Origin of the sequence: Methylovirgula sp. 4M-Z18 (assembly GCF_037890675.1) — a bacterium.
Lineage (GTDB): Bacteria > Pseudomonadota > Alphaproteobacteria > Rhizobiales > Beijerinckiaceae > 4M-Z18.
Genome location: NZ_CP149574.1, coordinates 4,744,103 through 4,768,421, shown reverse-complemented (window position 1 = coordinate 4,768,421; position 24,319 = coordinate 4,744,103). Strand labels below are relative to the sequence as shown.

22 protein-coding genes are annotated in these 24,319 nt (G+C 63.0%); 4 read left to right on the top strand and 18 right to left on the bottom strand.

Annotation, left to right across the window (positions count from 1 at the left end; genetic code table 11):
* Nucleotides 1–64 precede the first annotated feature (64 nt).
* The gene (locus V9T28_RS22085; RefSeq protein ID WP_116401265.1) at nt 65–1,318 is read left to right on the top strand and encodes a D-amino acid dehydrogenase; all 1,254 of its coding nucleotides are present in this window, start codon (nt 65–67) and stop codon (nt 1,316–1,318) included.
* 78 nt (nt 1,319–1,396) lie between these two features.
* Here the strand turns inward: V9T28_RS22085 and V9T28_RS22080 are convergent, their stop codons facing one another.
* The 6 genes from V9T28_RS22080 to V9T28_RS22055 form a co-directional block, all read right to left on the bottom strand.
* Complete coding sequence (locus V9T28_RS22080) at nt 1,397–2,380, bottom strand: ABC transporter substrate-binding protein (RefSeq protein ID WP_116401264.1); 984 nt, start codon at nt 2,378–2,380, stop codon at nt 1,397–1,399.
* A gap of 36 nt (nt 2,381–2,416) precedes the next feature.
* Entirely contained in the window at nt 2,417–3,343 is a 927-nt protein-coding gene (locus tag V9T28_RS22075; protein ID WP_116401263.1) for an ABC transporter permease, read from the bottom strand.
* On the bottom strand, nt 3,340–4,245 hold the full coding sequence (locus V9T28_RS22070) for an ABC transporter permease (RefSeq protein ID WP_116401384.1): 906 nt from the start codon (nt 4,243–4,245) through the stop codon (nt 3,340–3,342). The genes V9T28_RS22075 and V9T28_RS22070 overlap by 4 nt, the downstream gene beginning before the upstream one ends.
* A 245-nt stretch (nt 4,246–4,490) precedes the next feature.
* Nucleotides 4,491–5,276: an ABC transporter ATP-binding protein gene (locus V9T28_RS22065; protein ID WP_116401262.1), complete on the bottom strand. Its 786-nt coding sequence runs from the start codon at nt 5,274–5,276 to the stop codon at nt 4,491–4,493.
* The gene (gene hydA / locus V9T28_RS22060; protein WP_116401261.1) at nt 5,276–6,703 is read right to left on the bottom strand and encodes a dihydropyrimidinase; all 1,428 of its coding nucleotides are present in this window, start codon (nt 6,701–6,703) and stop codon (nt 5,276–5,278) included. The genes V9T28_RS22065 and hydA overlap by 1 nt, the downstream gene beginning before the upstream one ends.
* A gap of 145 nt (nt 6,704–6,848) precedes the next feature.
* Entirely contained in the window at nt 6,849–8,096 is a 1,248-nt protein-coding gene (locus V9T28_RS22055) for a Zn-dependent hydrolase (protein ID WP_116401260.1), read from the bottom strand.
* A gap of 140 nt (nt 8,097–8,236) precedes the next feature.
* Between V9T28_RS22055 and V9T28_RS22050 the strand changes: the two genes are divergently transcribed.
* Nucleotides 8,237–8,887 carry a TetR family transcriptional regulator C-terminal domain-containing protein gene (locus V9T28_RS22050; RefSeq protein ID WP_116401383.1) on the top strand — a complete coding sequence of 217 codons (651 nt, stop codon included), beginning with the start codon at nt 8,237–8,239 and terminating at the stop codon, nt 8,885–8,887.
* Nucleotides 8,888–8,952: 65 nt separating this feature from the next.
* Here V9T28_RS22050 and preA read toward each other — a convergent pair whose 3' ends face one another.
* The 5 genes from preA to V9T28_RS22025 form a co-directional block, all read right to left on the bottom strand.
* Nucleotides 8,953–10,260: an NAD-dependent dihydropyrimidine dehydrogenase subunit PreA gene (preA, locus tag V9T28_RS22045; protein WP_116401259.1), complete on the bottom strand. Its 1,308-nt coding sequence runs from the start codon at nt 10,258–10,260 to the stop codon at nt 8,953–8,955.
* Nucleotides 10,261–10,271: 11 nt separating this feature from the next.
* Nucleotides 10,272–11,633 carry an NAD(P)-dependent oxidoreductase gene (locus V9T28_RS22040; RefSeq protein WP_116401258.1) on the bottom strand — a complete coding sequence of 454 codons (1,362 nt, stop codon included), beginning with the start codon at nt 11,631–11,633 and terminating at the stop codon, nt 10,272–10,274.
* Between the two features lie 118 nt (nt 11,634–11,751).
* Nucleotides 11,752–13,098: an MFS transporter gene (locus tag V9T28_RS22035; RefSeq protein ID WP_116401257.1), complete on the bottom strand. Its 1,347-nt coding sequence runs from the start codon at nt 13,096–13,098 to the stop codon at nt 11,752–11,754.
* A gap of 160 nt (nt 13,099–13,258) precedes the next feature.
* Complete coding sequence (locus V9T28_RS22030; protein ID WP_199500161.1) at nt 13,259–13,879, bottom strand: PadR family transcriptional regulator; 621 nt, start codon at nt 13,877–13,879, stop codon at nt 13,259–13,261.
* 83 nt (nt 13,880–13,962) lie between these two features.
* Nucleotides 13,963–14,625 (bottom strand): TetR/AcrR family transcriptional regulator, encoded by a 663-nt coding sequence (locus V9T28_RS22025; RefSeq protein ID WP_158554814.1) that lies wholly within the window; start codon nt 14,623–14,625, stop codon nt 13,963–13,965.
* A 116-nt stretch (nt 14,626–14,741) separates the two neighbouring features.
* On the opposite strand from V9T28_RS22025, the gene V9T28_RS22020 reads away from it, so the two are divergent.
* Nucleotides 14,742–15,431, top strand: coding sequence for an MBL fold metallo-hydrolase (locus V9T28_RS22020; protein ID WP_158554813.1), 690 nt, complete (start codon nt 14,742–14,744; stop codon nt 15,429–15,431).
* A gap of 16 nt (nt 15,432–15,447) precedes the next feature.
* Here V9T28_RS22020 and V9T28_RS22015 read toward each other — a convergent pair whose 3' ends face one another.
* From V9T28_RS22015 to hutI, 6 genes are all read right to left on the bottom strand, one after another.
* On the bottom strand, nt 15,448–15,894 hold the full coding sequence (locus tag V9T28_RS22015; protein WP_116401254.1) for an RrF2 family transcriptional regulator: 447 nt from the start codon (nt 15,892–15,894) through the stop codon (nt 15,448–15,450).
* A gap of 81 nt (nt 15,895–15,975) precedes the next feature.
* Nucleotides 15,976–16,530: a HutD/Ves family protein gene (locus tag V9T28_RS22010; protein ID WP_116401253.1), complete on the bottom strand. Its 555-nt coding sequence runs from the start codon at nt 16,528–16,530 to the stop codon at nt 15,976–15,978.
* Nucleotides 16,531–16,607: 77 nt separating this feature from the next.
* Nucleotides 16,608–18,272 (bottom strand): urocanate hydratase, encoded by a 1,665-nt coding sequence (hutU, locus tag V9T28_RS22005; RefSeq protein ID WP_116401252.1) that lies wholly within the window; start codon nt 18,270–18,272, stop codon nt 16,608–16,610.
* Between the two features lie 10 nt (nt 18,273–18,282).
* The gene (gene hutG / locus V9T28_RS22000; RefSeq protein ID WP_116401251.1) at nt 18,283–19,098 is read right to left on the bottom strand and encodes an N-formylglutamate deformylase; all 816 of its coding nucleotides are present in this window, start codon (nt 19,096–19,098) and stop codon (nt 18,283–18,285) included.
* A complete protein-coding gene (gene hutH / locus V9T28_RS21995; protein WP_116401250.1) occupies nt 19,095–20,636 on the bottom strand; it encodes a histidine ammonia-lyase in 1,542 nt (513 codons plus the stop codon). Before hutH ends, hutG begins: the two co-directional genes overlap by 4 nt.
* The gene (hutI, locus tag V9T28_RS21990; RefSeq protein ID WP_116401249.1) at nt 20,633–21,841 is read right to left on the bottom strand and encodes an imidazolonepropionase; all 1,209 of its coding nucleotides are present in this window, start codon (nt 21,839–21,841) and stop codon (nt 20,633–20,635) included. The genes hutH and hutI overlap by 4 nt, the downstream gene beginning before the upstream one ends.
* A 98-nt stretch (nt 21,842–21,939) precedes the next feature.
* On the opposite strand from hutI, the gene V9T28_RS21985 reads away from it, so the two are divergent.
* Nucleotides 21,940–23,310: a formimidoylglutamate deiminase gene (locus V9T28_RS21985; RefSeq protein WP_116401248.1), complete on the top strand. Its 1,371-nt coding sequence runs from the start codon at nt 21,940–21,942 to the stop codon at nt 23,308–23,310.
* On the opposite strand, the gene V9T28_RS21980 is transcribed toward V9T28_RS21985, so the two are convergent.
* Nucleotides 23,307–24,305, bottom strand: a complete 999-nt coding sequence (locus V9T28_RS21980) for an AraC family transcriptional regulator (protein ID WP_245424120.1) — start codon at nt 24,303–24,305, stop codon at nt 23,307–23,309. The genes V9T28_RS21985 and V9T28_RS21980 overlap by 4 nt on opposite strands.
* Nucleotides 24,306–24,319 lie beyond the last annotated feature (14 nt).

The window sequence follows — 24,319 nt, the reverse complement described above, 5'->3', positions numbered from 1 at the left end:
ACGCCCGGACTTGCGCCAGCCTGCGCAAGAGGCTTAATAAGCGCTTGAGGTCAGGGGGCCCTTCATGAAAATCGCGATTCTCGGCAGCGGTGTGATCGGTACGACGGCGGCTTATTACCTGGCCAGGGCCGGCCACGAGGTGACGGTACTCGACCGGCGGCCGGGCCCCGCGCTCGAGACGAGCTTTGCCAATGCCGCGCAGGTCTCGCCCGGCTATTCCGCGCCCTGGGCCGGGCCGGGCGTGCCGATCAAGGCGATCAAGTGGCTTCTGATGAACCACAGCCCGCTGGTGATCAAGCCAATGCTCGACCCGGCCATGTGGCTGTGGGGCCTCGCCATGCTGCGCAATTGCACCGAGGGCGCCTACAAGATCAACAAGGCGCGCATGGTGCGCGTCGCTGAATACAGCCGCGATTGTCTCAAAGAGCTACGCGCCGAGACCGGGATCCAATATGACGACCGCGCGCAGGGCACCTTGCAATTGTTCCGCACGCAAAAGCAGCTCGACGGCATCGGCAAGGATGTCGAGATCCTCAAACAGTACAACGTGCCCTATCAGGTGCTCGACCGGGCCGGCTATCTGCAATATGAGCCGGCGCTTGCCGAGGTGAAGGAAAAGTTCGTTGGCGCCTTGCGCCTGCCTGGCGACGAGACCGGCGATTGCTTCAAGTTCACCAACACGCTCGCCGAGCTTGCCAAGGGGCTTGGCGTGCAGTTCCGCTTCGGCACCGCGATCCGCGGCATCGTCACGGACGCGAGCGGCGTGACCTCCATCGCGACCGATCAAGGTGCGATCCAGGCCGACAAATACTTGCTAGCGCTCGGCTCCTATTCCACCGCCATGTTGAAGCCGCTGGGCCTGCGCATTCCGGTCTATCCGGTGAAGGGCTTCTCCATCACAGTGCCGATCACGGACGCCAGCAAGTCGCCGGAATCGACCATCATGGACGAGACGCACAAAGTGGCGGTGACGCGGCTCGGCGACCGCATCCGGGTCGGCGGCACGGCGCAATTGTCCGGCTTCGATCTGCAATTGAACGACGAGCGGCGCAAGACGCTGGAATTCGTCGTCACCGATCTCTTCCCCAAGGGCGGCGACGTGACGGCAGCCTCGTTCTGGACCGGCTTGCGGCCGATGACACCGGACGGCACGCCGATCATCGGCCCGACCCGCTACAACAATCTCTGGCTCGCCACCGGCCACGGCACGCTCGGCTGGACCATGGCGACCGGCACCGGCCGGTTGCTCAGCGACTGGATGGTGGGCAACAAGACCGCGATCGATACGGAAGGTTTGAGCATCGACCGCTACGCGTAAAATGAAGACCGCGCATTGACGAGATCTCCCCTCTCCCACAGTGAAACTGTGGGAGAGGGGAGCGGCTCTCATCACTCGCTACTTCATCTTATCCGTTACGGCGCTTGTCCAGGCACCCGTCGGCTCTTTCGAGATCACCGGGTCGGACGAGCCGGCGAGCAGGATCTTCACGGTGCGCTCGTAATCGGCCTTGTCCAACGCGCCGGTGCTGCCGGCGGTGAGCTTGTTGATTTCGCTCATCATGCGCACCTGGTGCTTCTCGGTCTGGGCGCCGGTGGAATCGTTGTCCAACACGATTTGCGCGGCTTCCTTCTCGTGCTCGCGCGCCCAGGTCCAGCCCTTCATCGAGGCTTTGACGAAGCGGGCCATTTTGTCGACGAAGGCCGGATCCTTGAGCTTGTCCTCCATCACATAGAGGCCGTCTTCCAAGGTGGCGACGCCCTGGTCTTCGTATTTGAAGACGACGAGCTTGTCGGCCGGGATGCCGCCGTCGATGATCTGCCAATATTCGTTGTAGGTCATGGTCGAAATGCAATCCGCCTGCTTCTGCAAGATCGGATCGACGTTGAAGCCCTGTTTCAGCACTTTCACGCCGGCGGCGGAACCATCGGTCTTGAGGCCGAGCTTCGACATCCAGGACAGGAACGGATATTCGTTGCCGCCGAACCACACGCCGAGGGTGCGGCCTTTCAGATCGGCGGGCGCCTTGATGCCGGTCTCGGCGCGGCAGGTCAGCTCCATGCCGGAGCGCTTGAACGGCTGTGCGATATTGACGAGCGGCACGCCCTTCTCGCGCGAGGCGAGCGCGGACGGCATCCAATCCACTACCACGTCGGCGCCGCCTCCGGCGATCACCTGCGGCGGCGCGACATCCGGCCCGCCGGGCTTGATGGTCACGTCGAGGCCGGCGTCTTTGTAGAAGCCCTTGTCCTTGGCGACATAATAACCGGCGAATTGCGCCTGCGTGACCCATTTGAGCTGCAGGGTGACTTTGTCCGCCGCATGGGCGGCGCCCGCCGCCAGCCCCATGAGCACAAGCATCGAAGGAACCAGTTTCTTCATTTTCACTCTCCCCTTTTGCGCCAGGCCTGAAACGCTTCAGGCCCTTTCCCGATATGACGCATGCCAGAACGTCGCCCGCCGCTCAATGAGCGACAAGGCGAGGTAAAAGACCGACCCGAAAACAGCCGCCACCAGAATGGTCGCCCAGACCATGTCGATATTGGAGCGGCCGACCTCGATATTGATGCGAAAACCCATGCCCGCTGTCGGCGAGCCGAAAAATTCGGCCACGATCGCGCCGATCAGCGCCAGCGTCGCGTTGATCTTGAGACCGTTGAAGATGAAAGGCAAGGCGGCGGGCAGGCGGAGCTTGAGCAGCGTCTGCATATAGCTTGCGCCATAGGTTTTCATCAGATCCTGTTCCATCTTGCCGGCGGCCTTGAGGCCCGCGACCGCATTCACCAACATCGGGAAGAAGGTCATGACCACGACGACGGCGGCTTTCGACTGCCAATCGAAACCGAACCACATGACCATGATCGGCGCTATGCCGACGATGGGCAGCGCCGAGACGAGATTGCCAAGCGGCAGCAATCCGCGCTGCAGGAAGGGAATGCGGTCGACGAGAATGGCGCACAGGAAACCGGCCGCGGAGCCCATGATATAGCCAGCAAGAACGCCGCGCGCGGTCTGCAGGAAATCGTCACCGAGGATCGGCAGCGAGTCAGCGAAGCGCGTGCCGATGGCAGAAGGCGCAGGCAGAATCACCTGCGGCACATGCGCGCCGCGCACGATACATTCCCACAAGACGAGAACGGTGGCGCCGAAGATCACGGGCACAGCGAGGGAGCAAAGGGTTTTCAGCGGGCCGCGCGTCGGCGTCGCTGCGACGATGGAATCGACGCAGAACCAAGCGAACATCCAAAAGGCGAAAACCCAGGCCCAGAAGCTGATGCCGATAAGAGCAGCAATCGCCGCAAGGCAGGCGAGGATGAGTTTCGGGTTCAGCAGCAGGGCTTTCATCGTGCCGCCCCCATCCGTCTCGCGACAAGGTTGTCCGCCAAACCCACCAGGGCCACGAGCAAGCAGGCACACAACGCCGCCGTCATCAGCGCCGCCCAGATCTGAATCGTCTGGCCGTAATAGGAGCCCGCCAGCAGCCGCGCGCCAAAGCCGCCGTCCTCGCTCTTCGTCATCTCGGCGACGATCGCGCCGACAAGGCTCGCCGCCACGGCAACTTTCAGGCTGGTGAACAGGAAGGGCACCGAGGCGGGCAGGCGCAATTTGAAAAATGTCTGCCAGCGGCTCGCCGAATAGGTGCGCATCAGATCGAGCTGCAACGGATCGGGCGAGCGCAAGCCCTTCACCATGCCAACCGTGACCGGAAAGAAGGAGAGATAGGCGGAAATCGCTGCCTTGGCCGCAATGCTCGGCACGTCGAACTGGTTGAAGATCACCACGATCATCGGTGCGAGCGCGAGAATCGGAATCGTCTGCGACATGACGATCCAGGGCATCAGCGAGCGCTCCAGACTCTTCATATGCACGATGAGAATGGCGAGCAGGATACCGAACAGCGAACCGACGATGAAGCCGGTGAGCGTCGATTCGAGTGTGATCATGCCGTGGTAGACGAGGCTGCGCTTCGACGTCATCGGCATATCGACAATTGTCTTCTGCATCTCGGCAACGATCTGATGCGGCGCCGGCAGATTGGGCTTCTCCATATCGAAAGCCGCGCCGGCAAGATCGCTGAATGTATAGGCCTGATTGTTGTTCTCGAAAGTGGTGCGCAGGCGTTGCGCATTCATCGGAATGACCATCGCGTACCAGAACGCGAGAACAAGCGTGACGACGACGACGACCGGCAGAGTCTGCCCCGCCCAGAGACGGCCAACAAGCGATGGTGCGGGCCGGTTAGTCATGGGCGACTCTTCTGTCTCCTGGCCTATCGCCGTGCGCGTCGCCGTCATTGCGAGCGAAGCGAAGCAATCCATCCACACCTGTGAAAATTTTACTACGGATGACGCCGTCGCCGCGCGCGGTTCGGTAACAGAGGCGATCACCGGCCGGAGGCGAGGAGATGGATTGCTTCGCTTCGCTCGCAATGACGGGAGAGGTGAGCGGATTCTCCGTCGCGCGGGGAGAAGGGATGCGCAGAGTGTCGCGCTCAATCATAGGAATGCCCTTCCCTCAGACCTTGCCGCACCCGGTTGGCGATCTCGATGAATTCCGGCGTCTCACGAATGTCGAGGTTGCGATTCCGCGGGAAATCGCAAGTGATGATGTCGTGGATCTTGCCCGGGCGCGGCGACATCACGATGATTTTCGTCGACAAGAACACCGCTTCGGGAATCGAATGGGTGACGAAGACAACGGTTTTTTGCGTCTTGTCCCACAGGCGCAGCAATTGCTCGTTCAATTTGTCGCGCACGATCTCGTCGAGCGCCCCGAACGGCTCGTCCATGAGCAAGAGATCGGGATCGAACGACAAGGCGCGGGCGATCGATGCGCGCTGCTGCATGCCGCCCGACAATTGCCATGGGAACTTTTTTTCGAACCCGGTCAGATCGACCAGCGCTAGGCCCTTGGCGATGCGCGCATTCTGCTCGTCCTTGGGATAGCCCATGATTTCGAGCGGCAGGGCAAGATTCTTCGCAATCGACCGCCACGGATACAGCGCCGGCGCCTGGAACACATAGCCATAGGCGCGCTTGAGCCGCGCCTCGTGCGGCGAGAGGCCGTTGACGCGAATCGTGCCCGCCGTCGGTGTTTCGAGGTCGGCGATCACCCGCATCAGCGTGGTCTTGCCGCAGCCTGAGGGGCCGATGAAGGACACGAAATCGCCCGCCTCGATGGCAAGATCGATATTGCTCAACGCGTGCACCGGGCCGTCGGACGTCTCATAGGTCAGCGACAGTTTGGCAATGTCGACGACGCGCTTTGCCTCTTTCATCAACGCGCAACCTTCTGCACCGCGTTCACTTCTTTCCAGCGCGACAGCGCCTTGGAATCGGCCGGGAAGGGCTGGCGCGCGACGAAGCGGCCGCGGCCCGGAGTCACATGCAGCTTGCCGCCATCGTAGACCACCTCGCCGCGCGAGATCGTGGTGCGCGGCAAGCCTTTCAGTTTCACGCCTTCAAAGACGTTGTAATCGATGACGGAAACTTGTGTCGCGGCTGAAATCGTCTTCGTGGCCTCGGGATCCCAAATCACGAGATCGGCGTCGGACCCGGCGAGGATCGCGCCTTTCTTCGGATAGAGATTCAGGATGCGGGCGATGTTGGTCGAGGTGACGGCGACGAATTCGTTCATCGTCAGCCGGCCAGTCGCAACGCCGCGGGTCCACAGCACCGGCATGCGGTCTTCGAGGCCGCCGGTGCCGTTGGGGATCTTGGTGAAATCGTCGCGGCCGAAGCGCTTTTGCTCCGTGGTGAAGGCGCAATGGTCGGTCGCGACCACTTGCAGCGAGCCCGCGCGCAGGCCGTTCCACAAATCTTCCTGATTCTTCTTATCGCGGAAGGGCGGCGACATCACGCGCCGCGCCGCATGGTCCCAATCCTTGTGGTGATATTCGCTTTCATCGAGCACGAGATGCTGAATGAGCGGTTCGCCATAGACGCGCTTGCCTAAAGCCCGCGCGCGGCGGATCGCCTCATGCGCCGGAATCGACGACGTGTGCACGATATAGAGCGGCACGCCGGCCGTGTCGGCAAGCATGATGGCGCGGTTGGCTGCCTCGCCCTCGACTTCCGGCGGGCGCGAATAGGCATGGCCCTCGGGGCCGGTGATGCCGCGTCCCAACAGGCTCTTTTGCAGGGCCGCGACCACGTCGCCGTTTTCCGCATGGACGAGCGGCAGCGCGCCGAGTTCAGCACAGCGCAGGAAAGACGCGAACATTTCGTCGTCGTTCACCATCAGCGCGCCCTTGTAGGCCATGAAATGCTTGAAGGTGGTCACGCCGCGTTTCACCACTTCCGCCATGTCGGCGCGCACCTTGTCCGACCAATAGGTGATGCACATGTGGTAGGAATAATCGGTGCAGGCGCCGGCCGAGCGGCGGTCCCAATCGGCCCAGGCATCGAGCAGCGGCTGGCCGTTGCCGGGAATACAGAAATCGACCACCATGGTCGTGCCGCCCGAAAGCGCCGCCTTGGTGCCGCTTTCGTAATTGTCGGCCGAGGTCGTGCCCATGAAGGGCATCTCCAGATGGGTGTGCGGATCGATGCCGCCGGGCATGATGTAGCAGCCGGTCGCATCGATCACCTCGTCACCGGCAAGATCCTTGCCGATCGCCTTGATGCTCTCGCCTTCGATGAGAATATCGGCCGCATAGGTGCGGTCTGCCGCGACAATTGTGCCGCCTTTGATGACCCGTGACATGTTCCCCTCTCCCAATTCCTCCACCGCGTCATTGCGAGGAGCGAAGCGACGAAGCAATCCACCATGACGTTGGCCGAATGGCAAAAGGTTGGCCATTCACCCGGTCGCTAGATGGATTGCTTCGCTTCGCTCGCAATGACGCGCATCACCCAACAATCTCCGCCTTCTCCAACACCGCATGCATGAGCACATTGGTGCCCATTTCGGCCCATTCCTGGCTGATATCTTCCGCCTCGTTGTGGCTGATGCCGTCGACGCAGGGCGTGAAGATCATCGATGTCGGCGCGACGCGCGCGATGTAACAAGCGTCATGCCCCGCGCCCGACACGATGTCGCGATGCGAATAGCCGAAATGCTGCGCCGCGCGGCGCACGGCGGCCACGCATTCGGCGTTGAAAGTCACCGGCGCGTAGTAGAAGACCTGCTTGATGTCGTAGGTCAGGCCGATCTCGGCGCAAATCTTCTCGACGCCTGCGTGCAAGTCGGCATCCATGCCCGTGAGCGTGTCGTCATCGGGATGGCGGAACTCGCAGGTCAGGAAGACTTCGCCCGGAATGACATTGCGCGAATTGGGATAGGGATTGAGCATGCCGGTCGTGCCGACGCCGTTCGGCGCCCGGGCGAGGGCGATTTTGTTGACGAGCTCGACGATGCGCGCCGCGCCGAGCAGCGCATCCTTGCGCCGCGGCATGGGTGTGGAGCCGGCATGGCTCTCGAAGCCGGTCAGGTTGATCTCGTACCAGCGCTGACCCTGGCCATGAGTGACGACGCCGACGTCTTTGTTCTCGATTTCGAGGATCGGCCCCTGCTCGATATGCAGTTCGAAAAAGGCGTGAATCTTCCGCTGGCCGACCGGTTCGTCGCCCTTGAAGCCGATCCGCACCAATTCGTCACCAAGCGTCTTGTGGTCCTGATCCTCGCGCGCATAGGCATATTCTTTGGTGTAGACGCCGGCGAAGACGCCGCTGGAGACCATTGCGGGCGCAAAACGCGAGCCCTCTTCATTGGTCCAATTGGCGATTTCGATCGGATGTTTGGTCTTGATCTTCAGATCGTTGAGCGAGCGCACTACCTCCAAGGCGCCGAGCACACCGAGCACGCCGTCGAATTTGCCGCCCGTCGGCTGGGTGTCGAGATGCGACCCCATGACGACCGGCGCAAGAGTCGGGTCGCCGCCAGCGCGATGGGCGAAAAGATTGCCCATCTCGTCCACCGCCACCGTGCAGCCGGCCGCCTCGCACCAGGAGATGAACAATTCGCGCCCCTGCTTGTCGAGGTCGGTCAGCGTCAGTCGCTTGCACCCGCCCTTGGGCGTGCCGCCGATCTTCGCCATTTCCATGAGCGAATCCCACAGCCGCGCCGAATTGATGCGCACGTTCGATAGATCCGCCATCCCTCTCTCCCAGAATTGTCCGGATACCACAACGCTAGTATGACTTTGACCAAATGGTCAACTCGATAGATAGTAGTCGCAGGCCGCTTTCCGGATAAAATCGCAGCGGCGCACAGGCGTTGGTCAAAGATGAGTTGCTCATGGGCATAAAGGTGGAAAAAGAGGCCGACTCCGTGAAAGGTGCGATCCGCACGGAGAACGAGCGGCTGATCCTGAGCGCGGCCGAACAAGTCTTCGCCGAAATGGGGTTCAAGGGCGCGACGACGGCCGAGATCGCCCGGCGCGCGAAAGTGCCGAAGGCCAATCTGCACTATTATTTTTCCACCAAGGAAGACCTTTATCGCATCCTGATGGAGCGGCTGATTGCGATCTGGATGAACGCCGCCTCGACGCTCGACGAAACCGACGATCCGGTTGCCGCCTTGTCCGGCTATATCGGCGCCAAGATGGACCTGGCGCGGCAATATCCCTATGGCTCGAAGATCTTCGCCAGCGAAATCATGCGCGGCGCGCCGCTCATTCAAGGCTATATCGAAAACACGATGATCCCCTGGCTCGATCACCACAGCGTAGTCATTCGGGGTTGGATCGCCGAGGGCAAGCTGCGCCCGATCGAGCCGAAATATCTGTTCTTCATGATCTGGGCCGCAACGCAGCATTACGCCGATTTTTCTGTGCAGATCGAATTGTTGAATGACGGCCGGGCGTTGTCGGACAAGCAATTCGCGATGGCCAAGGCGCAGGTGATCACGACGATCATGAATGGTGTGCTGCCGGACGGGAAAGCGTGACAGCGGCGAACAGAGGCGTGAGATAACCCTTCTCCCCGCTCGCGGGGAGAAGGGTTTCGCGGAGCCTATGCGATTACTTTCGCCATGGGGTTGTTCGGGTGCTCCGTCCAATTCCCATACGGCCGGCCGTAATCGAGCCCCGTGCGCGGGTCGATGCCTTGGTGTTGCGGCACCATAGTGATGCAATTCTCGATCGGACACACCGTGGCGCACAGGTTGCAGCCGACGCATTCGTCATCCTTGACCACGAATTTGCGCACCCCATCGACCATATTGGTGATCGCCTGATGTGACGTGTCTTCGCAGGCGATATGGCAGCGGCCGCATTTGATGCACAGATCCTGATCGATCGCCGCCTTCACCACATAATTCAGATTGAGATATTGCCAATCCGTGACTTTCGGCGCGGCGCGGCCGCGGAAATCGTCGAGGGTCGCGTAGCCCTTCTCGTCCATCCAGTTCTTCAAACCGGAAATCATTTCCTGCACGACCTTGAAACCATAGGTCATCGCGGCGGTACACACCTGCACAGTGCCGGCGCCGAGCGCAATGAATTCGGCCGCGTCGCGCCAGGTGGTGATGCCGCCGATGCCGGAGATCGGCAGGCCTTGCGTTTCCGGGTCGCGGGCGATTTCCGCCACCATGTTGAGCGCGATCGGCTTCACTGCGGGGCCGCAATAGCCGCCGTGCGAGCCCTTTCCGTCCACATGCGGCGACGGCGCCATCATGTCGAGGTCGACGCCCATGATCGAGGAGATCGTGTTGATGAGCGACACCGCATCGGCGCCGCCGCGTTTGGCCGCGCGCGCGGGAAAGCGGATGTCAGTGATATTGGGGGTCAGCTTTACGATGACCGGCAGGTTCGAATGCTCCTTGCACCAGCGCGCCACCATCTCGATATATTCCGGCACCTGGCCGACGGCCGAGCCCATGCCGCGTTCCGACATGCCGTGGGGGCAGCCGAAATTGAGCTCCACGCCATCGCAGCCCGTGTCGACGACGCGGGCGAGAATGTCTTTCCAGGCCTGCTCGACGCAGGGCACCATCAGCGAGACGACCATCGCCCGGTCGGGCCAGTCGCGTTTCACCTGCGCGATTTCGGCCAGGTTCACTTCGAGCGGCCGGTCGGTGATCAGTTCGATATTGTTGAGCCCCATCAGCCGGCGGTCGGGCCCATGCCAGGCGCCGTAGCGCGGACCGCTGACATTGACGACCGGCGGACCTGCTTCGCCAAGCGTCTTCCACACGACGCCGCCCCAGCCGGCCTCGAAGGCCCGCACGACATTGTAAGCCTTGTCGGTCGGCGGCGCGGAGGCGAGCCAGAAGGGATTGGGTGATTTGATGCCGAGGAAATCGGTCGCAAGATTGGCCATGGTCTCTTTCCTCACGCTTGAGTTCCGCGCAGCGCGCGATCGATCGAGAGGGCGGCCTGTTTGCCGTCCTCCACCGCCGAAACGGTCAGGTCCTGGCCGCCGAAGATGCAGTCGCCACCGGCCCAGACATCTGGCAGCGACGTGCGCCGCTCGGCATCGACCACGATGCGGCCGGCCTTGGTCGTCAACCCGTCTTCCGCGAAGGTCAGGACCTGCCCGATGGCGCTGAACACGACATCGGCCGCGAGCGAGATCGTTTCGCCGCTGCCCTTGAGCTGGCCGTCTTCGTCCTGCATGCGCTCGAAACGCATGCCCTCCACATTACCGTTCACGCCGATGAGTGCCTGCGGCGCCAGCCAATGGCGAATGACGACGCCGTCGCCGAGCGCAAGTTCCTGCTCGTAGCCGCTCGCCTTCATCTGCTCCGGGCCGCGGCGGTAGACGATCGTCACCTCATCGGCGCCAAGGCGCTTCGATTGCACGGCAATGTCAACCGCGGTCATGCCGCCGCCGATCACAACGACCCGGCGGCCGACGGGCAGATCACCAAGGCTGGCAGCCTGCCGCAATTGCGCGATGTAATCGACCGCGTCGCCCGTGCCGCTCAAATTGGCCTCGTCCTCGAGGCCGAGCTTGTTGGTGCCGCCGAGGCCGACGCCAAGAAACACCGCATCGAACCCGTGCCGCAGCGAGGCGAGATCCATGTCCTGGCCGAGCCGGTGCCCGGCCTTCACCTCGATGCCGCCGATGCCGAGCACGAAATCGATCTCGCGCTGGGCGAAATTATTCGTCGTCTTGTAGGCGGCAAGACCGAATTCGTTGAGACCGCCGAGCTTATCGCGCGCGTCAAAGAGCGTCACGGCGTGGCCAAGTTCGGCGAGCTTGTGGGCGCAGGCGAGGCCGGCCGGACCGGCGCCGACCACCGCAACGCGCTTGCCGGTCGAGGGTCCTTGCTTGAACGGCTGGCGGCCGGCGCTTAGGAGCGCATCGGTGGCGCGCCGCTGCAGCAGGCCGATCTGCACCGGCTTGCCTTCGGCCGCCTCGCGCACGCAGGCCTCTTCGCACAAGGTTTCGGTCGGGCAGACGCGGGCGCACATGCCCCCTAAGATGTTGGACGACAAAATCGTCTCCGCCGCGCCGATCTCGTTGCCGGCGGCGATCTCGCGGATGAATAACGGAATGTCGATCGAGGTCGGACAGGCGGCCTGACACGGCGCGTCGTAGCAAAAATAGCACCGCTCCGCCTCGACCCGCGCCTCATGCAAGGTCAGCGGCGGATGCAGATCGGTAAAATTCGCCGCATAATCCTCCGCCGATAAACGACCGGCCACAATACCCGGCGCGTAGGCCAGGTCCCCTTTCCCCTCGTCCATGCCTGCCTCTCCCTGACAGCAAATGCGGATTTTCGGTAAATCCTGACCATTTGGTCAGATTTCCGCACGAAAGCGCGAGGCTGTCAAGTCTATGTTGGCGCCACGAGGATTGTAGAGATTACCGCACGGCGGTTTTGCGCAGGCCGCTCGCGCCGGCGGCGATCAGCGCGAGCAGCGCGGCGATGCTCGTGATGATCACGGTTTGGTGCCCGCGCACGACGCCGAACACGACGGCGACCGTCACTGCGCCCATTGATTGCCCGAGCAGCCGCGCAGTCGATTGAATGCCGCTGGCGCCGCCGCTGCGTTCGCGCGGCGCGCTGCCGATGAGGATCTTGTTGTTCGGCGACTGGAAAATGCCGAAGCCGAGGCCGCAAATGGCCAGCCGCCAGCCGATATCGACGCTGGACGGCTCCGCGCCCATGGTGGCGATCAGAATAAGGCCGATAGCCAGGATGGTGAGGCCGATGCTGCCGAGCCGTTCGGGCGGAATCTGGTCCGACAATTTGCCGGCAATCGGTGCCGTCAGCGCGGTCATCAGCGGCCAGGGCGTCATCAAGAGGCCGGTCGCCGTTTCGGAGCGGCCGAGGTCCTGCTCGAAAAAGAAGGGCAGCGCCACATAGGCCATGCTCTGCGCGGCGAAAGAGCCGATCGAGGTCACGACCGACAGGGCGAAGACCGGCAGGCGCAGCAAGTCCACCGGCAACATCGGGATGGTCAGGCGCCGTTCGCGCTGCACGAAAATCACGCCGAAGACCGCGGCGATGGCAATGAGGATAGCGCCGCGCTCGCCGTGGCCTTCATCGCTCAAAGCGTTGAGGCCGGCGATGAGCGCGCCGAAGGTGATGGCGTTGAGCAAGGCGCTGAGCACGTCAAAGCGGTTGCCCGAGGCCGGCGTCACTGGCAGCGCCCGTGCGGCAATAACGAGTGCGGCCAGACCGAGCGGCACATTGACGAGAAACAGCCATTGCCAATGGCCGACCGAGAGAATCGCCGAGGCGACGCTCGGCCCCGCCGCGGACGAGACGGCAACGACCAGCGCCGTATAGCCGACGCCAATCCCGAGCTGGGCGCGCGGAAAGATAAAGCGGACCAAAGCGATGTTGACGCTCATGACGCCGGCTGCGCCAAAGCCCTGCACGACCCGGGCGAGGGACAGAAACAAAAGACTATGCGCATTGGCGCAGGCAAAGGACGCCACGGTGAAGACCGCAAGGCCGGTCCAGTAGCATTTCTTGTAGCCTACACTGTCGCCGATCGAGGCGAGCGGCAGTAGCGAAATGGTGACGGCGAGCTGATACGCGTTGACCACCCAAATCGTTTGCGCCGGGGTGATCGCGAGGTCCTGGCCGATCGAGGGCAGAGCGACATTGACGATGGCGCCGTCGAGCACGGCCATTGTCAAGGCGATGGCAATCGTCAGAAAGGCAAACAGGCGCTGGGGATTGGGCAAGCCGTCGGTCACGGGAAACTCTGTCGATGAGTCGGGAAAAGCAGGACGGGAGCAAGGCAAAACGCCCGGCGGGGAGATCACCGGGCGGTTCTTTATGGGCGCTGGAAGGCGTGAGATGAAATGCTTAAGCAGGGACGCAGGGTTGCCGGTGGCGTAGAACCGGCGACCGGGTTCAGCCCTGCCCGCCGGCGATGTCGCGCGCGGCTTTTTCGATGATCGCGCGGACGCGAGCGATTTCCTCCGACGTCCAATGACCGGCGCGCAGGTGTAGCGCGTGGCGCATGGTGTGATAGGCTTCGCGTACCGCATCGGGGGTCGAGCGGCCTCGGAAAGCGCTTGCCGCCACGTCCATGCGCGCCATCAGCGCATCGGCCGTGTCGCGATTGGCCGCAAGAAAAGCCTCGCCCTCGGGGGTGATCGTGTAGAGCTTCTTGCCGCCGCCCACGGCTTCGCTGCGGACATGGTCTTGCTCCTCCAGCAACGTTAAAGTCGGATAGACCGCACCAGGGCTCGGGGCATAGGCGCCGCCGAACTTGTCTTCGATCGCGCGGATGAGGTCATAGCCGTGCCGCGGCTTTTCCTGGATCATGACCAGGAGCACAAGCCGCAGATCGCCGTGCCCGAACATGCGGCTGCCCCGGCCGCCCGACCAGCCCCCGCGGCCAAAGCCGAACCCGCTGCTTTCGGAGTCCTCATCCCCACCGCGCCGCCGCGGCGCGCAATCGCGCTCCTCGCCCCGATGCCAGCCCCGGTGAGACGAAGAGCGGCAATCGCCAAAGTGTCGTCCAAACATACGATAATCCTTTCATGCGTATCGTTAGATATGATTTAAGATATATCGTAAGTAACATCTTTGCAAGCGGGAAGTGGCGAGTCTCAGGTCGATTTTCCGTGTTTTGGCGTCAGGCCGGCGATGAACCGCACGAATACCTTCATCGCCAAACCCTCAACCGCTTCGCGCTTCACCATTCTCTCGATGAGCCCATCAATGATCAGAAGCGTGAACCCGTGAACGAGGGATCCCGCCGCAACAACCGTCGTCGTGACGTCGTCCGCATCGTCGGGATCAACCGCAAACTGACCGGTCCGAGCCCCTGCGAGGATCACATTTCGTACAACCGCGCGGTTAGCGTTGGCGGCCTCGACAATGTCTGGGGAGCGGCCATCGATGTTGGGAACGGCCTGGCCGAACATCAATCGGTAGAGCGCGGGATTGGAGGCCCCGAAGTCCACATAGGCTTGTCCCAAGGCCTTCAAGGCTTCAACGGCGTCTGACGTTTCTTTCGCTGCCGCCGTCGTGCGTGCGCGCAGCGCCTCGAAGCCCGCCACACCAACGGCCGCGAGCAAGGCCTCCTTGTCCGCGAAGTGTCGGTAGGGAGCGTTGTGGCTGACACCTGCACGCTTGGCGACCTCGCGCAGCGAAAAGTCCCACCGCCCCGTCTCGGACAGGATCGCGCTCGCGCTGTCCAGCAGGGCCCGGCGCAAATCGCCGTGGTGGTAGGGCGTCGTGGGTTTGGTCGTTTGCTCAAAAGTGTTCATGGCAAAAACATCGCACGACGGTGTTGACATTGTCAACTTTCGCCCCTATGTTGCCATTGTCAACATCGTTTCCAATCGCATCGCAACCCGACCGATTAGGCGAAGGAGAACGAGTCATGGGTATGAACAAGATCACCGAAAACGCGTGGCTTCTGGCGCTCGGCAACGCGAATGCCATCCTGCTTCAGCATGGCGGGGAACTCACGCTGATCGATGCAGGCTTTCCGGGCAAGGCGGGGGTGGTCCTGGATGCGATAGCCCAACTCGGCAAGCGCCCCACCGACCTCAAGCACCTGGTCTTCACCCACAGCCACCCCGACCACATTGGCAGCGCGGCGGCCATCGTCCGCGCAACCGGTGCGCGAACTTACATGCACGCGGTTGATGCGCCCCTTGCCGAGAGCGGTGGCCCATTCCGGCCGATGACGGCCGCGCGCGGCCTCGTCCAAAGAATCGCGTTTCGCACTGTCTGGGACCCCAACGAGCAGATGGAGCCGTTCAAAATCGACCAGCACATTGCCGATGCGGAGACGCTACCACTCGCAGGTGGTTTGCACGCGATCCACGTGCCGGGACATGACGCCGGACAGCTCGCCTTTTTGTGGCAGGGGAGCCGCTTGCTCATCGCGGGCGATGTCTTCACGAACATTTTCGGCCTCGCCGATCCGATCGGCTTCGAGGACGAGGCGGAAGGACGGCGCAGCCAGCGCAAACTGGCGGCGCTTCAGTTTGACAGGGCCGTTTTCGGCCACGGCAACGCCATCCTGTCCAAGGCGTCCGAGCGCTTCCGTCGCAAGATGCGCTGATGTGCCCGCGCTCTACTCAAATATGATACATCGGCACCTCGTCGAGATGCGCGAGAGTGCGCATTTCAGCAAGGCTGCGGTGGTCGAGAATGCGGGCGATGGCGTTGCGCACTTCCACCATCATGAGCCGCGTGGCGCAGGTGCTTTCGTCGACGCAATCCTCGCAGCGGCGATAATAGTTTGGGCTGGCGCAGGCGAGCGGCGCGAGCGGCCCGTCGAGGATGCGGATGATCTGGCCGACCATGATCTCATGCGCCGGCTTGGCCAGCACATAGCCGCCGCCCCGCCCCTTTTTCGAATGCAAAAGGCCGGCGTTGCGCAGATCGCCCAGGATCGCATCGAGGAATTTTTTCGGAATGTCGTTGGCCGCGGCAATGTCGGACACGAGGGCTGGCTGGCCGGGCTGCATGCCGGCGAGGTGGACCATCGCCTTCAATCCGTACTTGCCTTTGTTGGTGAGCATTTTGGGCCTGCGGAAAAACTTTGCGGAATCAATCTATAGAATAGCTAGATAGTCCCTACAATGCACGTATTTATGTGTGAATTATCCGCGATTCAAGCCGATGACATAAATTCGTGACGCGCCGTCGGCCGAGAGTTCGGCCTGCTCGCCCTTTTCCAGCACGAGGGTCCCGCCGGTCACCTCGTCGCGCGCGAGCGAAATATGCCCCGCTGCGCAATAGATCAGCACCAGGTCGTCGAGCGCTTCGTCGACCCAGCGGCTGTCGAAATCGACGCATTTGACACTGTGCGTCCATTCCCCGCGCCGGGTCATGACATTGAGGTCGTCGATCGCGCCGTCGATCAGCGCGGCGCTGACGGGCGTGTCGGCGGCAAAAGCGTAAGGCATGGTTTGCGGGGTGAGCGAGACGGTTTCGCCACCATGCAGGACGATGCCGCCGCCGTTGAGCACCGAAAGCGTGCGGTCGATGTTGGGAAACAACGAGAACGGCCCGTCGCTAGCGACATGGGCCGTACTCACGCGCCATTCAAACGTCTCGAGCCCGGCGCCTTCCGGATAGACGGCGATTTCCGTCGTGACGCCGCCGCCGTTCTTCCAGGGCATGGATGTGTAGCTGCTGGCGGGAATCAGGCGCATGGCGGTTTTTCCTGGAACATTGAGCACAGATCCTCCTCCCGCAGCCAAGCTGCGGGAGGAGGAATCAACAGCCCTTCTTACACCAGGCTCGGCAGGTTGAGGCCATGTTCCTTGGCGCAATCGATCGCCTCCTGGTAGCCCGCGTCCGCGTGACGCATGACACCCGTCGCCGGATCATTCCACAGCACGCGCTCGATACGCTTGGCCGCATCCTCGGTGCCGTCGCAAACGATCACCATGCCCGAATGCTGCGAGAAGCCGATGCCGACGCCGCCACCGTGATGCAGCGACACCCAGGTCGCGCCCGAGGCGCAATTGATGAGCGCGTTGAGCAGCGGCCAATCGGACACGGCGTCCGAGCCGTCCTTCATCGCTTCGGTCTCGCGGTTGGGTGAGGCGACCGAACCGGAATCGAGATGGTCGCGGCCGATCACGATCGGCGCCTTCAATTCGCCCCTAGCGACCATTTCGTTGAAGGCGAGGCCGAGGCGGTGGCGGTCGCCGAGGCCAACCCAGCAGATGCGCGCCGGCAGGCCCTGGAAGTGGATGCGCTTCTTGGCCATGTCGAGCCAATTGTGCAGGTGCTTGTTGTCGGGCAGCAGTTCCTTCACCTTCGCGTCGGTCTTGTAGATGTCCTCCGGATCGCCCGAGAGCGCAGCCCAGCGGAACGGGCCGATGCCGCGGCAGAACAGCGGACGGATATAGGCCGGCACGAAGCCCGGGAAATCGAACGCGTTCTTCACGCCCTCTTCCAGCGCCATCTGACGGATGTTGTTGCCGTAATCGACAACCGGAATGCCCATGGCGTGGAAGTCGAGCATGGCCTGGACCTGCAGCGCCATCGACGCGCGGGATTCCTTTTCCACCTGCTTCGGATTGGTCTCGCGCATGTGATCCCACTGGGCGAGCGTCCAGCCCTTCGGCAGATAACCGTTGATCGGATCGTGGGCCGAGGTCTGATCGGTCACCATGTCGGGCTTGATGCCACGGCGCACCAGTTCGGGGAAGATTTCGGCGGCATTGCCGAGCACGGCGACCGAGACGGCCTTCTTTTCCTTCGCGGCCTTGTCGATGATGGCGAGCGCATCATCGAGATCCTTCGCCTGAACGTCGAGATAGCCGGTGCGCAGCCGCATGTCGATGCTGGAGGGGCGGCATTCGACAGCGAGCATCGAGGCGCCGGCCATGGTCGCGGCGAGCGGCTGCGCGCCGCCCATGCCGCCGAGACCGCCGGTCAGGATCCACTTGCCGGCGAGGTCGCCGTTGAAGTGGCGGCGGCCCATTTCGACGAAGGTTTCATAGGTGCCCTGCACGATGCCCTGGCTGCCGATATAGATCCAGGAGCCTGCCGTCATCTGGCCGTACATCATCAGGCCCTTGCGATCGAGTTCGTGGAACTTTTCCCACGTGGCCCAATGCGGCACGATGTTGGAGTTGGCGATCAGCACGCGCGGCGCATCCTTGTGGGTGCGGAACACGGCGACCGGCTTGCCCGACTGCACGATGAGCGTCTGATCGCTCTCAAGCTCCTTCAGGCTCTTGACGATCCGGTCGTAGCTTTCCCAATCGCGCGCGGCACGGCCAATGCCGCCATAGACGACGAGCTCGCCAGGGCGCTCGGCGACGTCGGGATCGAGATTGTTCATCAGCATGCGCAAGGGGGCTTCGGTGAGCCAGCTTTTCGCGGAAAGATCAGTGCCATGGGCCGCGCGGATGACGCGGGAATTGTCGAGACGGGTCATATTTTCCTCGTTAGCGTTGAGCAAAGTGAAGGGCGGCGATCAAGATTTTTTCCAGAGTGGCGCGCATGGGTTCGGCAAATTCGGAATCGTAAGGCGACGGCCATTGTCCCTCTGCCACAGGGCCAATCGGCTCTTGCATGTAACTTCGGCAGGCAAGTTCCATCTGGATCGCGTGCACGCCGTGATCGGGCTGGCCGAGCGAGCGAGTGATGTAGCCGCCCTTGAACCGGCCGTTGGTGGTTTGCGAAAAGCCGCTCTCCGCGCAGATGTCTTGCACAGCCTTGGTGAGCGCCTCGTCGCAACTCGCGCCGGAATTCGTGCCGACGTTGAAATTCGGCAATTCGCCATCGAACAGGCGCGGAATGCTTGATCGGATCGAGTGGCAATCGTAGACGACGATCTTTTCGTGATCGTTGCGCAAGCGACGCACTTCGCTGGCGAGCGCGTCATGATAGGGCGCGAAATATTTGCGCTTGCGCCGTTCGATCTCTTCCGCATCCGGCGTCGCGCCATCCTTGTAGAGCGGCTCGCCGTCGAACGTCGTCGTCGGGCACAGCTCCGTCGTCGCCTGGCCCGGATAGAGCGAGACGCCGGACGGGTCGCGATTCACATCGATCACCGTGCGCGAAATATTGGTGCGGATCCACGTCGCGCCGAGATGTTTCGCGAAGCCGTAAAGCTGCTCGATCCACCAGTCGCAATCCTTGCGCGCGAGCCAAGGCGAGACCAGATGCTGCATCGTGCTATCGGGAATCGTCGTGCCGGTATGCGGCACGCTGACGATCAGCGGCGCGTCACCGCGAGTGATCTGCAGCCACTCGTTCATAACGCGCTCTCCGAAACGCCTGGCAGCATATGGTCGCCGACGCTCGCGATGAGCGTGCCGTCCTCGACCAGCGCGGTGGCGGCGGCCATGTCAGGTGCGAAATAGCGGTCATCCTGCAACATCGGCACGCGGTCGCGCAGCAATTTGCGGGCGCGCTCCAGCGGCGCGGACGAAGCCAGCGGTGCGTGAAAGTCGATACCCTGCACGGCGGCGAGCAATTCGATGCCGATCACATTGGCCGCATTCTTCGCCATCGCCAGCAAGCGACGTGCGCCATGTGCCGCCATCGAGACGTGATCTTCCTGGTTGGCCGAGGTCGGAATCGAATCGACGCTTGCCGGCATGGCGCGCTGCTTGTTCTCCGACACGAGCGCTGCCGCGGTCACCTGCGGAATCATGAAGCCGGAATTGAGGCCCGGTTTCGGCGTCAGGAACGCGGGCATGCGCGACAGGGCCGGATCGACCAGCATCGCAATGCGGCGTTCGGAAAGCGAGCCGATTTCGCACACCGCCATGGCCAGCATGTCGGCCGCAAAGGCGACGGGCTCGGCGTGGAAATTGCCGCCCGAAATCGCTTCCTGCGTTTCGGAGAAGATGAGCGGATTGTCCGACACGCCGTTCGATTCGGTATGCAGCGTGTTAGAGGCTTGCCGCAACACGTCGAGCGCCGCACCCATCACCTGCGGCTGGCAGCGCAGGCAATAGGGGTCCTGCACGCGGTCGTCGCCGGTGAGGTGCGACGCGCGAATCGCGCTGCCCTGCATGAGGTTGCGCAAGGCATCGGCCACTTCGATCTGGCCACGATGGCGGCGCAGGCGATGAATGCGCGGATCGAACGGCGCATCCGAGCCCTTCGCCGCATCGGTCGACAAAGCGCCGGTGACGAGCGCCGACTGGAACACGCGTTCGATGTGGAACAGGCCGGCGAGTGCCAGTGCGTTGGAAAATTGCGTGCCGTTGAGCAGCGCGAGACCTTCCTTCGCGCCGAGCACGATCGGCTTGAGGCCGGCGCGATCAAGCGCCACGGTGGCTGGCATGCGCTCGCCGTTGAAGAAGGCTTCGCCATGGCCAATCATCGCCAAAGTCATATGCGACAGCGGTGCGAGATCGCCCGACGCGCCGACCGAGCCCTGTTCGGGCACGACGGGAATGACGTTGCGGGCCAGCATCGATTCGAGCAGCAACAGCGTTTCGCGCCGGATGCCGGAGGCGCCTTGCGCGAGGCTCGCAAGCTTCAGCGCCATCATCAGCCGCGCTTCGGCGAGGCCGAGCGGCGCGCCGACGCCGGCTGAATGCGAGAGCACGATATTTTCCTGCAAACGAGCGAGATCTTCTGCCGCGATACGCACGGATGCGAGCTTGCCGAAGCCCGTATTGACGCCGTAGACCGGCGCGCCGCGCGCCACGATGGCCTCGATCGTTGCGGCGCCTTCGTCCACCGCCGCATGGCAAGCGGAATCAAGTTGTATCTCTGCGCCAGCGTGAATCGCGCGCCAATCCGCGAGACTCATAGTTCCCGGTCTTACCAACAATGTCATTGTCCTCTCCAAACGCGACGATGCAGCGGGTTCAGTCCCATGCGGTAAACAAGCTCCGCCGGCTCTTCGATATTCCAGATCGCAAGATCGCACGCTTTGCCCGCTTGCAGCGTGCCGATTTCGTTCAAGCGACCGAGCGCCCGCGCCGCTTCGCGCGTGATGCCGGTCAAGCATTCCTCGACCGTCATGCGGAACAAGGTCGCAGCCATGTTCATCGTCAGCAGGAGCGAGGTAAGGGGGGATGTGCCGGGATTGCTGTCGGTCGCGAGCGCGAGCGGCACGCGATGCTTGCGGAACAGATCGATGGGCGGCACTTTGGTTTCGCGAATGAAATAGAAGGCGCCCGGCAGCAGCACGGCCACCGTTCCGGCCCGTGCCATCGCGGCAGCGCCCTCTTCGCTCGTATATTCGAGATGGTCGGCGGACAGCGCATCGAAGCGCGCGGCAAGCGCGGCGCCGCCCAGATCTGACAATTGATCGGCATGCAGTTTCACCTGCAGCCCAGCGGCTTTCGCCGCCATGAAGACGCGGGCGATCTGCTCCGGCGAAAAGGCGATGCCTTCGCAGAATCCGTCCACCGCATCCGCGAGCTTTTCCTGCACCACCGCAGGCAGCATCTCGTCGCACACGCGCTTTATATAAGCGTCCTTGTCGCCGTTCGCTTCGGGCGGCAGGGCATGCGCGCCCAGGAATGTGGTCGTGATCGAAATCGGACGCACGGCGCCAAGGCGCTTTGCCGCGCGCAGCAGCTTCAATTCGGAAGGCGTATCAAGTCCGTAGCCCGATTTGATTTCGATGGTGGTGACGCCTTCATGGATCAGCGCGTCGAGCCGCGGCAAGGCGCTAGTGATCAGCGCGCCTTCGCTCGCCTCGCGCGTCGCGCGCACCGAGGAGACGATGCCGCCGCCGGCCCGCGTGATCTCTTCGTAGCTCGCGCCTTTCAGGCGCAGCTCGAATTCGCGCGCACGATTGCCGCCATAGACGAGATGGGTGTGGCAGTCGACGAGGCCGGGCGTGATCCACCGCCCCTCGCAATCGATCCGCTCCTTCGCCTCGAGATTGGCGGGCAGGTCGCCGGCCGGGCCGGCATAGACAATATAGCCGTTGAGGGCGGCGATGGCGCCGTCCTCGACGATTCCCAGCCCAGGCTGGTCCGGCGCCATGGTCGCCAGGCGGGCGTTCAGCCACAGACGGTCAACCAACATCTGGCTCGACAAAGAATGCCTCCCGGGTTTCGCTTGCATTTTGCTGCGAGCTGCAGCAATATGTATAGACATATAACCGAAGATTGAGGAGCGCACAAGTGCCCAGTTTACTCTTCACGCAGGCTTTGACGACGGATGGATGGAAAAAAGACGTTCTGGTGGAGGTGGAAAACGGGACGATCGCCCGCGTGACCGCCGATGCGCCGCCGGCCGCGCGGGCTGGTGCTGCGAAAGTCGCGGGCATCGCCCTGCCGGGGGTCGGCAACCTGCATAGCCATACGTTCCAGCGCGGCTTTGCCGGCCTGTCGGAGCGGCGCGGCGAGACCGAGGACCATTTCTGGACGTGGCGGGCGGAAATGTATCGCTTCGCCCTGGCGCTCCGCCCGGAGGATGTCGAAGCCATTGCGGCGCTCGCTTTCGTCGAGATGCTGGAAAGCGGCTACAGCGCGGTCGCCGAATTTCACTATGTCCATCACCAGCCGGACGGGCGGTCTTACGACGATCCGGCCGAACTCAGTAAGCGCGTCGTCGCGGCGGCGGCGCAGACCGGCATGGGCCTGACGCTGCTGCCGGTGTTTTACGCCCATAGCGGCTTTGGCGGTGCGGCACCTTCGGACGGGCAGCGGCGCTTCATCTGCGATCTCGATCTTTTCGCCCGCGTGCATGCAGGCGGCGCGGCGGCGGCGCAAGCCTTACCGAACGGCCGCATGGGCGTCGCGCCGCATTCGCTGCGGGCCGTGACGGCGGAAGAGCTAGCAGCCCTGGCGAAAGTCCATGCCGAAGGCCCGTTCCATATTCATATCGCCGAGCAGACCAAGGAAGTGGAGGATTGCGTCGCGGCAACCGGTGCGCGGCCGGTGCAATGGCTGCTCGACCATGCGGATGTGAATGCGCGCTGGTGCCTCATCCATGCGACCCACATGACCGCCGACGAAACCCGGCGCTCGGCGGCGAGCGGCGCGGTTACCGGCCTCTGCCCGGTGACCGAAAGCAATCTCGGCGACGGCATTTTCCCCGGCGTCGCATTCTTAGGCGCAGGCGGCACAGTCGGCGTCGGCACCGATTCCAACATCTGCATTTCGCTCGCCGAAGAGCTGCGCACGCTCGAATATTCGCAGCGGCTGCACGACCGCGCGCGCAATCGCCTGAGCGAACCCAAGCGCTCGACCGGGCGGTTGCTGTTCGAAGAGGCGGCGAAAGGCGGCGCGCAGGCTTTGGGGCTGCCGATCGGCAAGATCGCGCCGGGCTATCGCGCCGATATCACCGTGCTCGACAACAACGACCCGACGCTGATCGAGCGCTCCGGCGATGCGCTGCTCGACACCTGGATTTTCGCCTGCCGCCGCTCACCGGTGCGCGACGTGTTCATCGGCGGCGAGAAGGTCGTTAGCGACGGCCGCCACCATGCGCGCGATGCGGTGGAGGCGAATTGGCGCAAGGCGATGCGACGCATCGCGGCGGCAACCTAAAGGTCGCGAAAAACCTTCGGCGTGACGCCGGTCGCTTCGCGAAAGCGGGCGGTGAAGTGGCTTTGGCTGGCGAAGCCGCACGCCGCGGCGACATCGGCGAGCGGGGCGTCGTGCAGCAGGGTCTTGGCGCGCGCGATGCGCTGGCGCGTCACGAACGCATGCGGCGCCTCCCCCGTCGAGCGCTTGAACGCGCGGGCGAAATGATAGGGGCTGAGGTCCGCGCAAGCGGCGAGATCGGCAATCGCCAAAGGTTCGGCGAGATGGGCCGCGACGAAGTCCTGCACGCGCCGCAGCATCTGCGGCGCGAGGCCACCGGCCGCGTCGAGCGCGCGGGGGCCGCGCTCGCTCATCCGCGCGAGGAGATAGGCGAGAATGCTTTGTCCCGCGTGGCTGACGGCGATCCGTTCGGCCGGCTCGTCCCAATTCAGCGGCAGGATGGCGGCGCGGATCATGCCTTCGAGCACGGGGTCGCGAAAATAGGTTTCGTCGCGCAGGCTGATGCGCGCGGGATCGCCGCCCAAAGTCTCCGCCACGGCGTGGTCGAAGGCTTGGCGCGATATGTAGAGATGGAAGAGCTGAATGCTGCCGCTGACGCCCCAGACGCAGCGGGCGCCGCGCGGCATCAGGCACAGGCTGCCCTCGCCATGACTTGGCATGATGGTCTTGCCGAAGCGACGCACGAAATCCGTGCCGCCGGAGACATAGAGGCTCAACGTGTGATGGTTCGGCGCGTCATAGACCGAATCGGTGATCTCATTGCGATCCCACAAAGCTGCCGCAAGCCCGGCGCCAAAATGGGACGACGCGCGTAAGGGAACTTTCGCGCCATAGAGATGGTCGAAAACCGCGTAGCCTTGCAAAGCCGACATGAGCGCGAAGAGAGCGGATTTGCCAGCGCTATGCAATCTTTTCCTGCCGCGCCCTTGCAAGAAAATCGCAAGATCGTGACAAAGTCTCGCGAGGCTTGGCAGACTCAAGGCGGTTTGATGCGCCAAAACACACTCCCGCC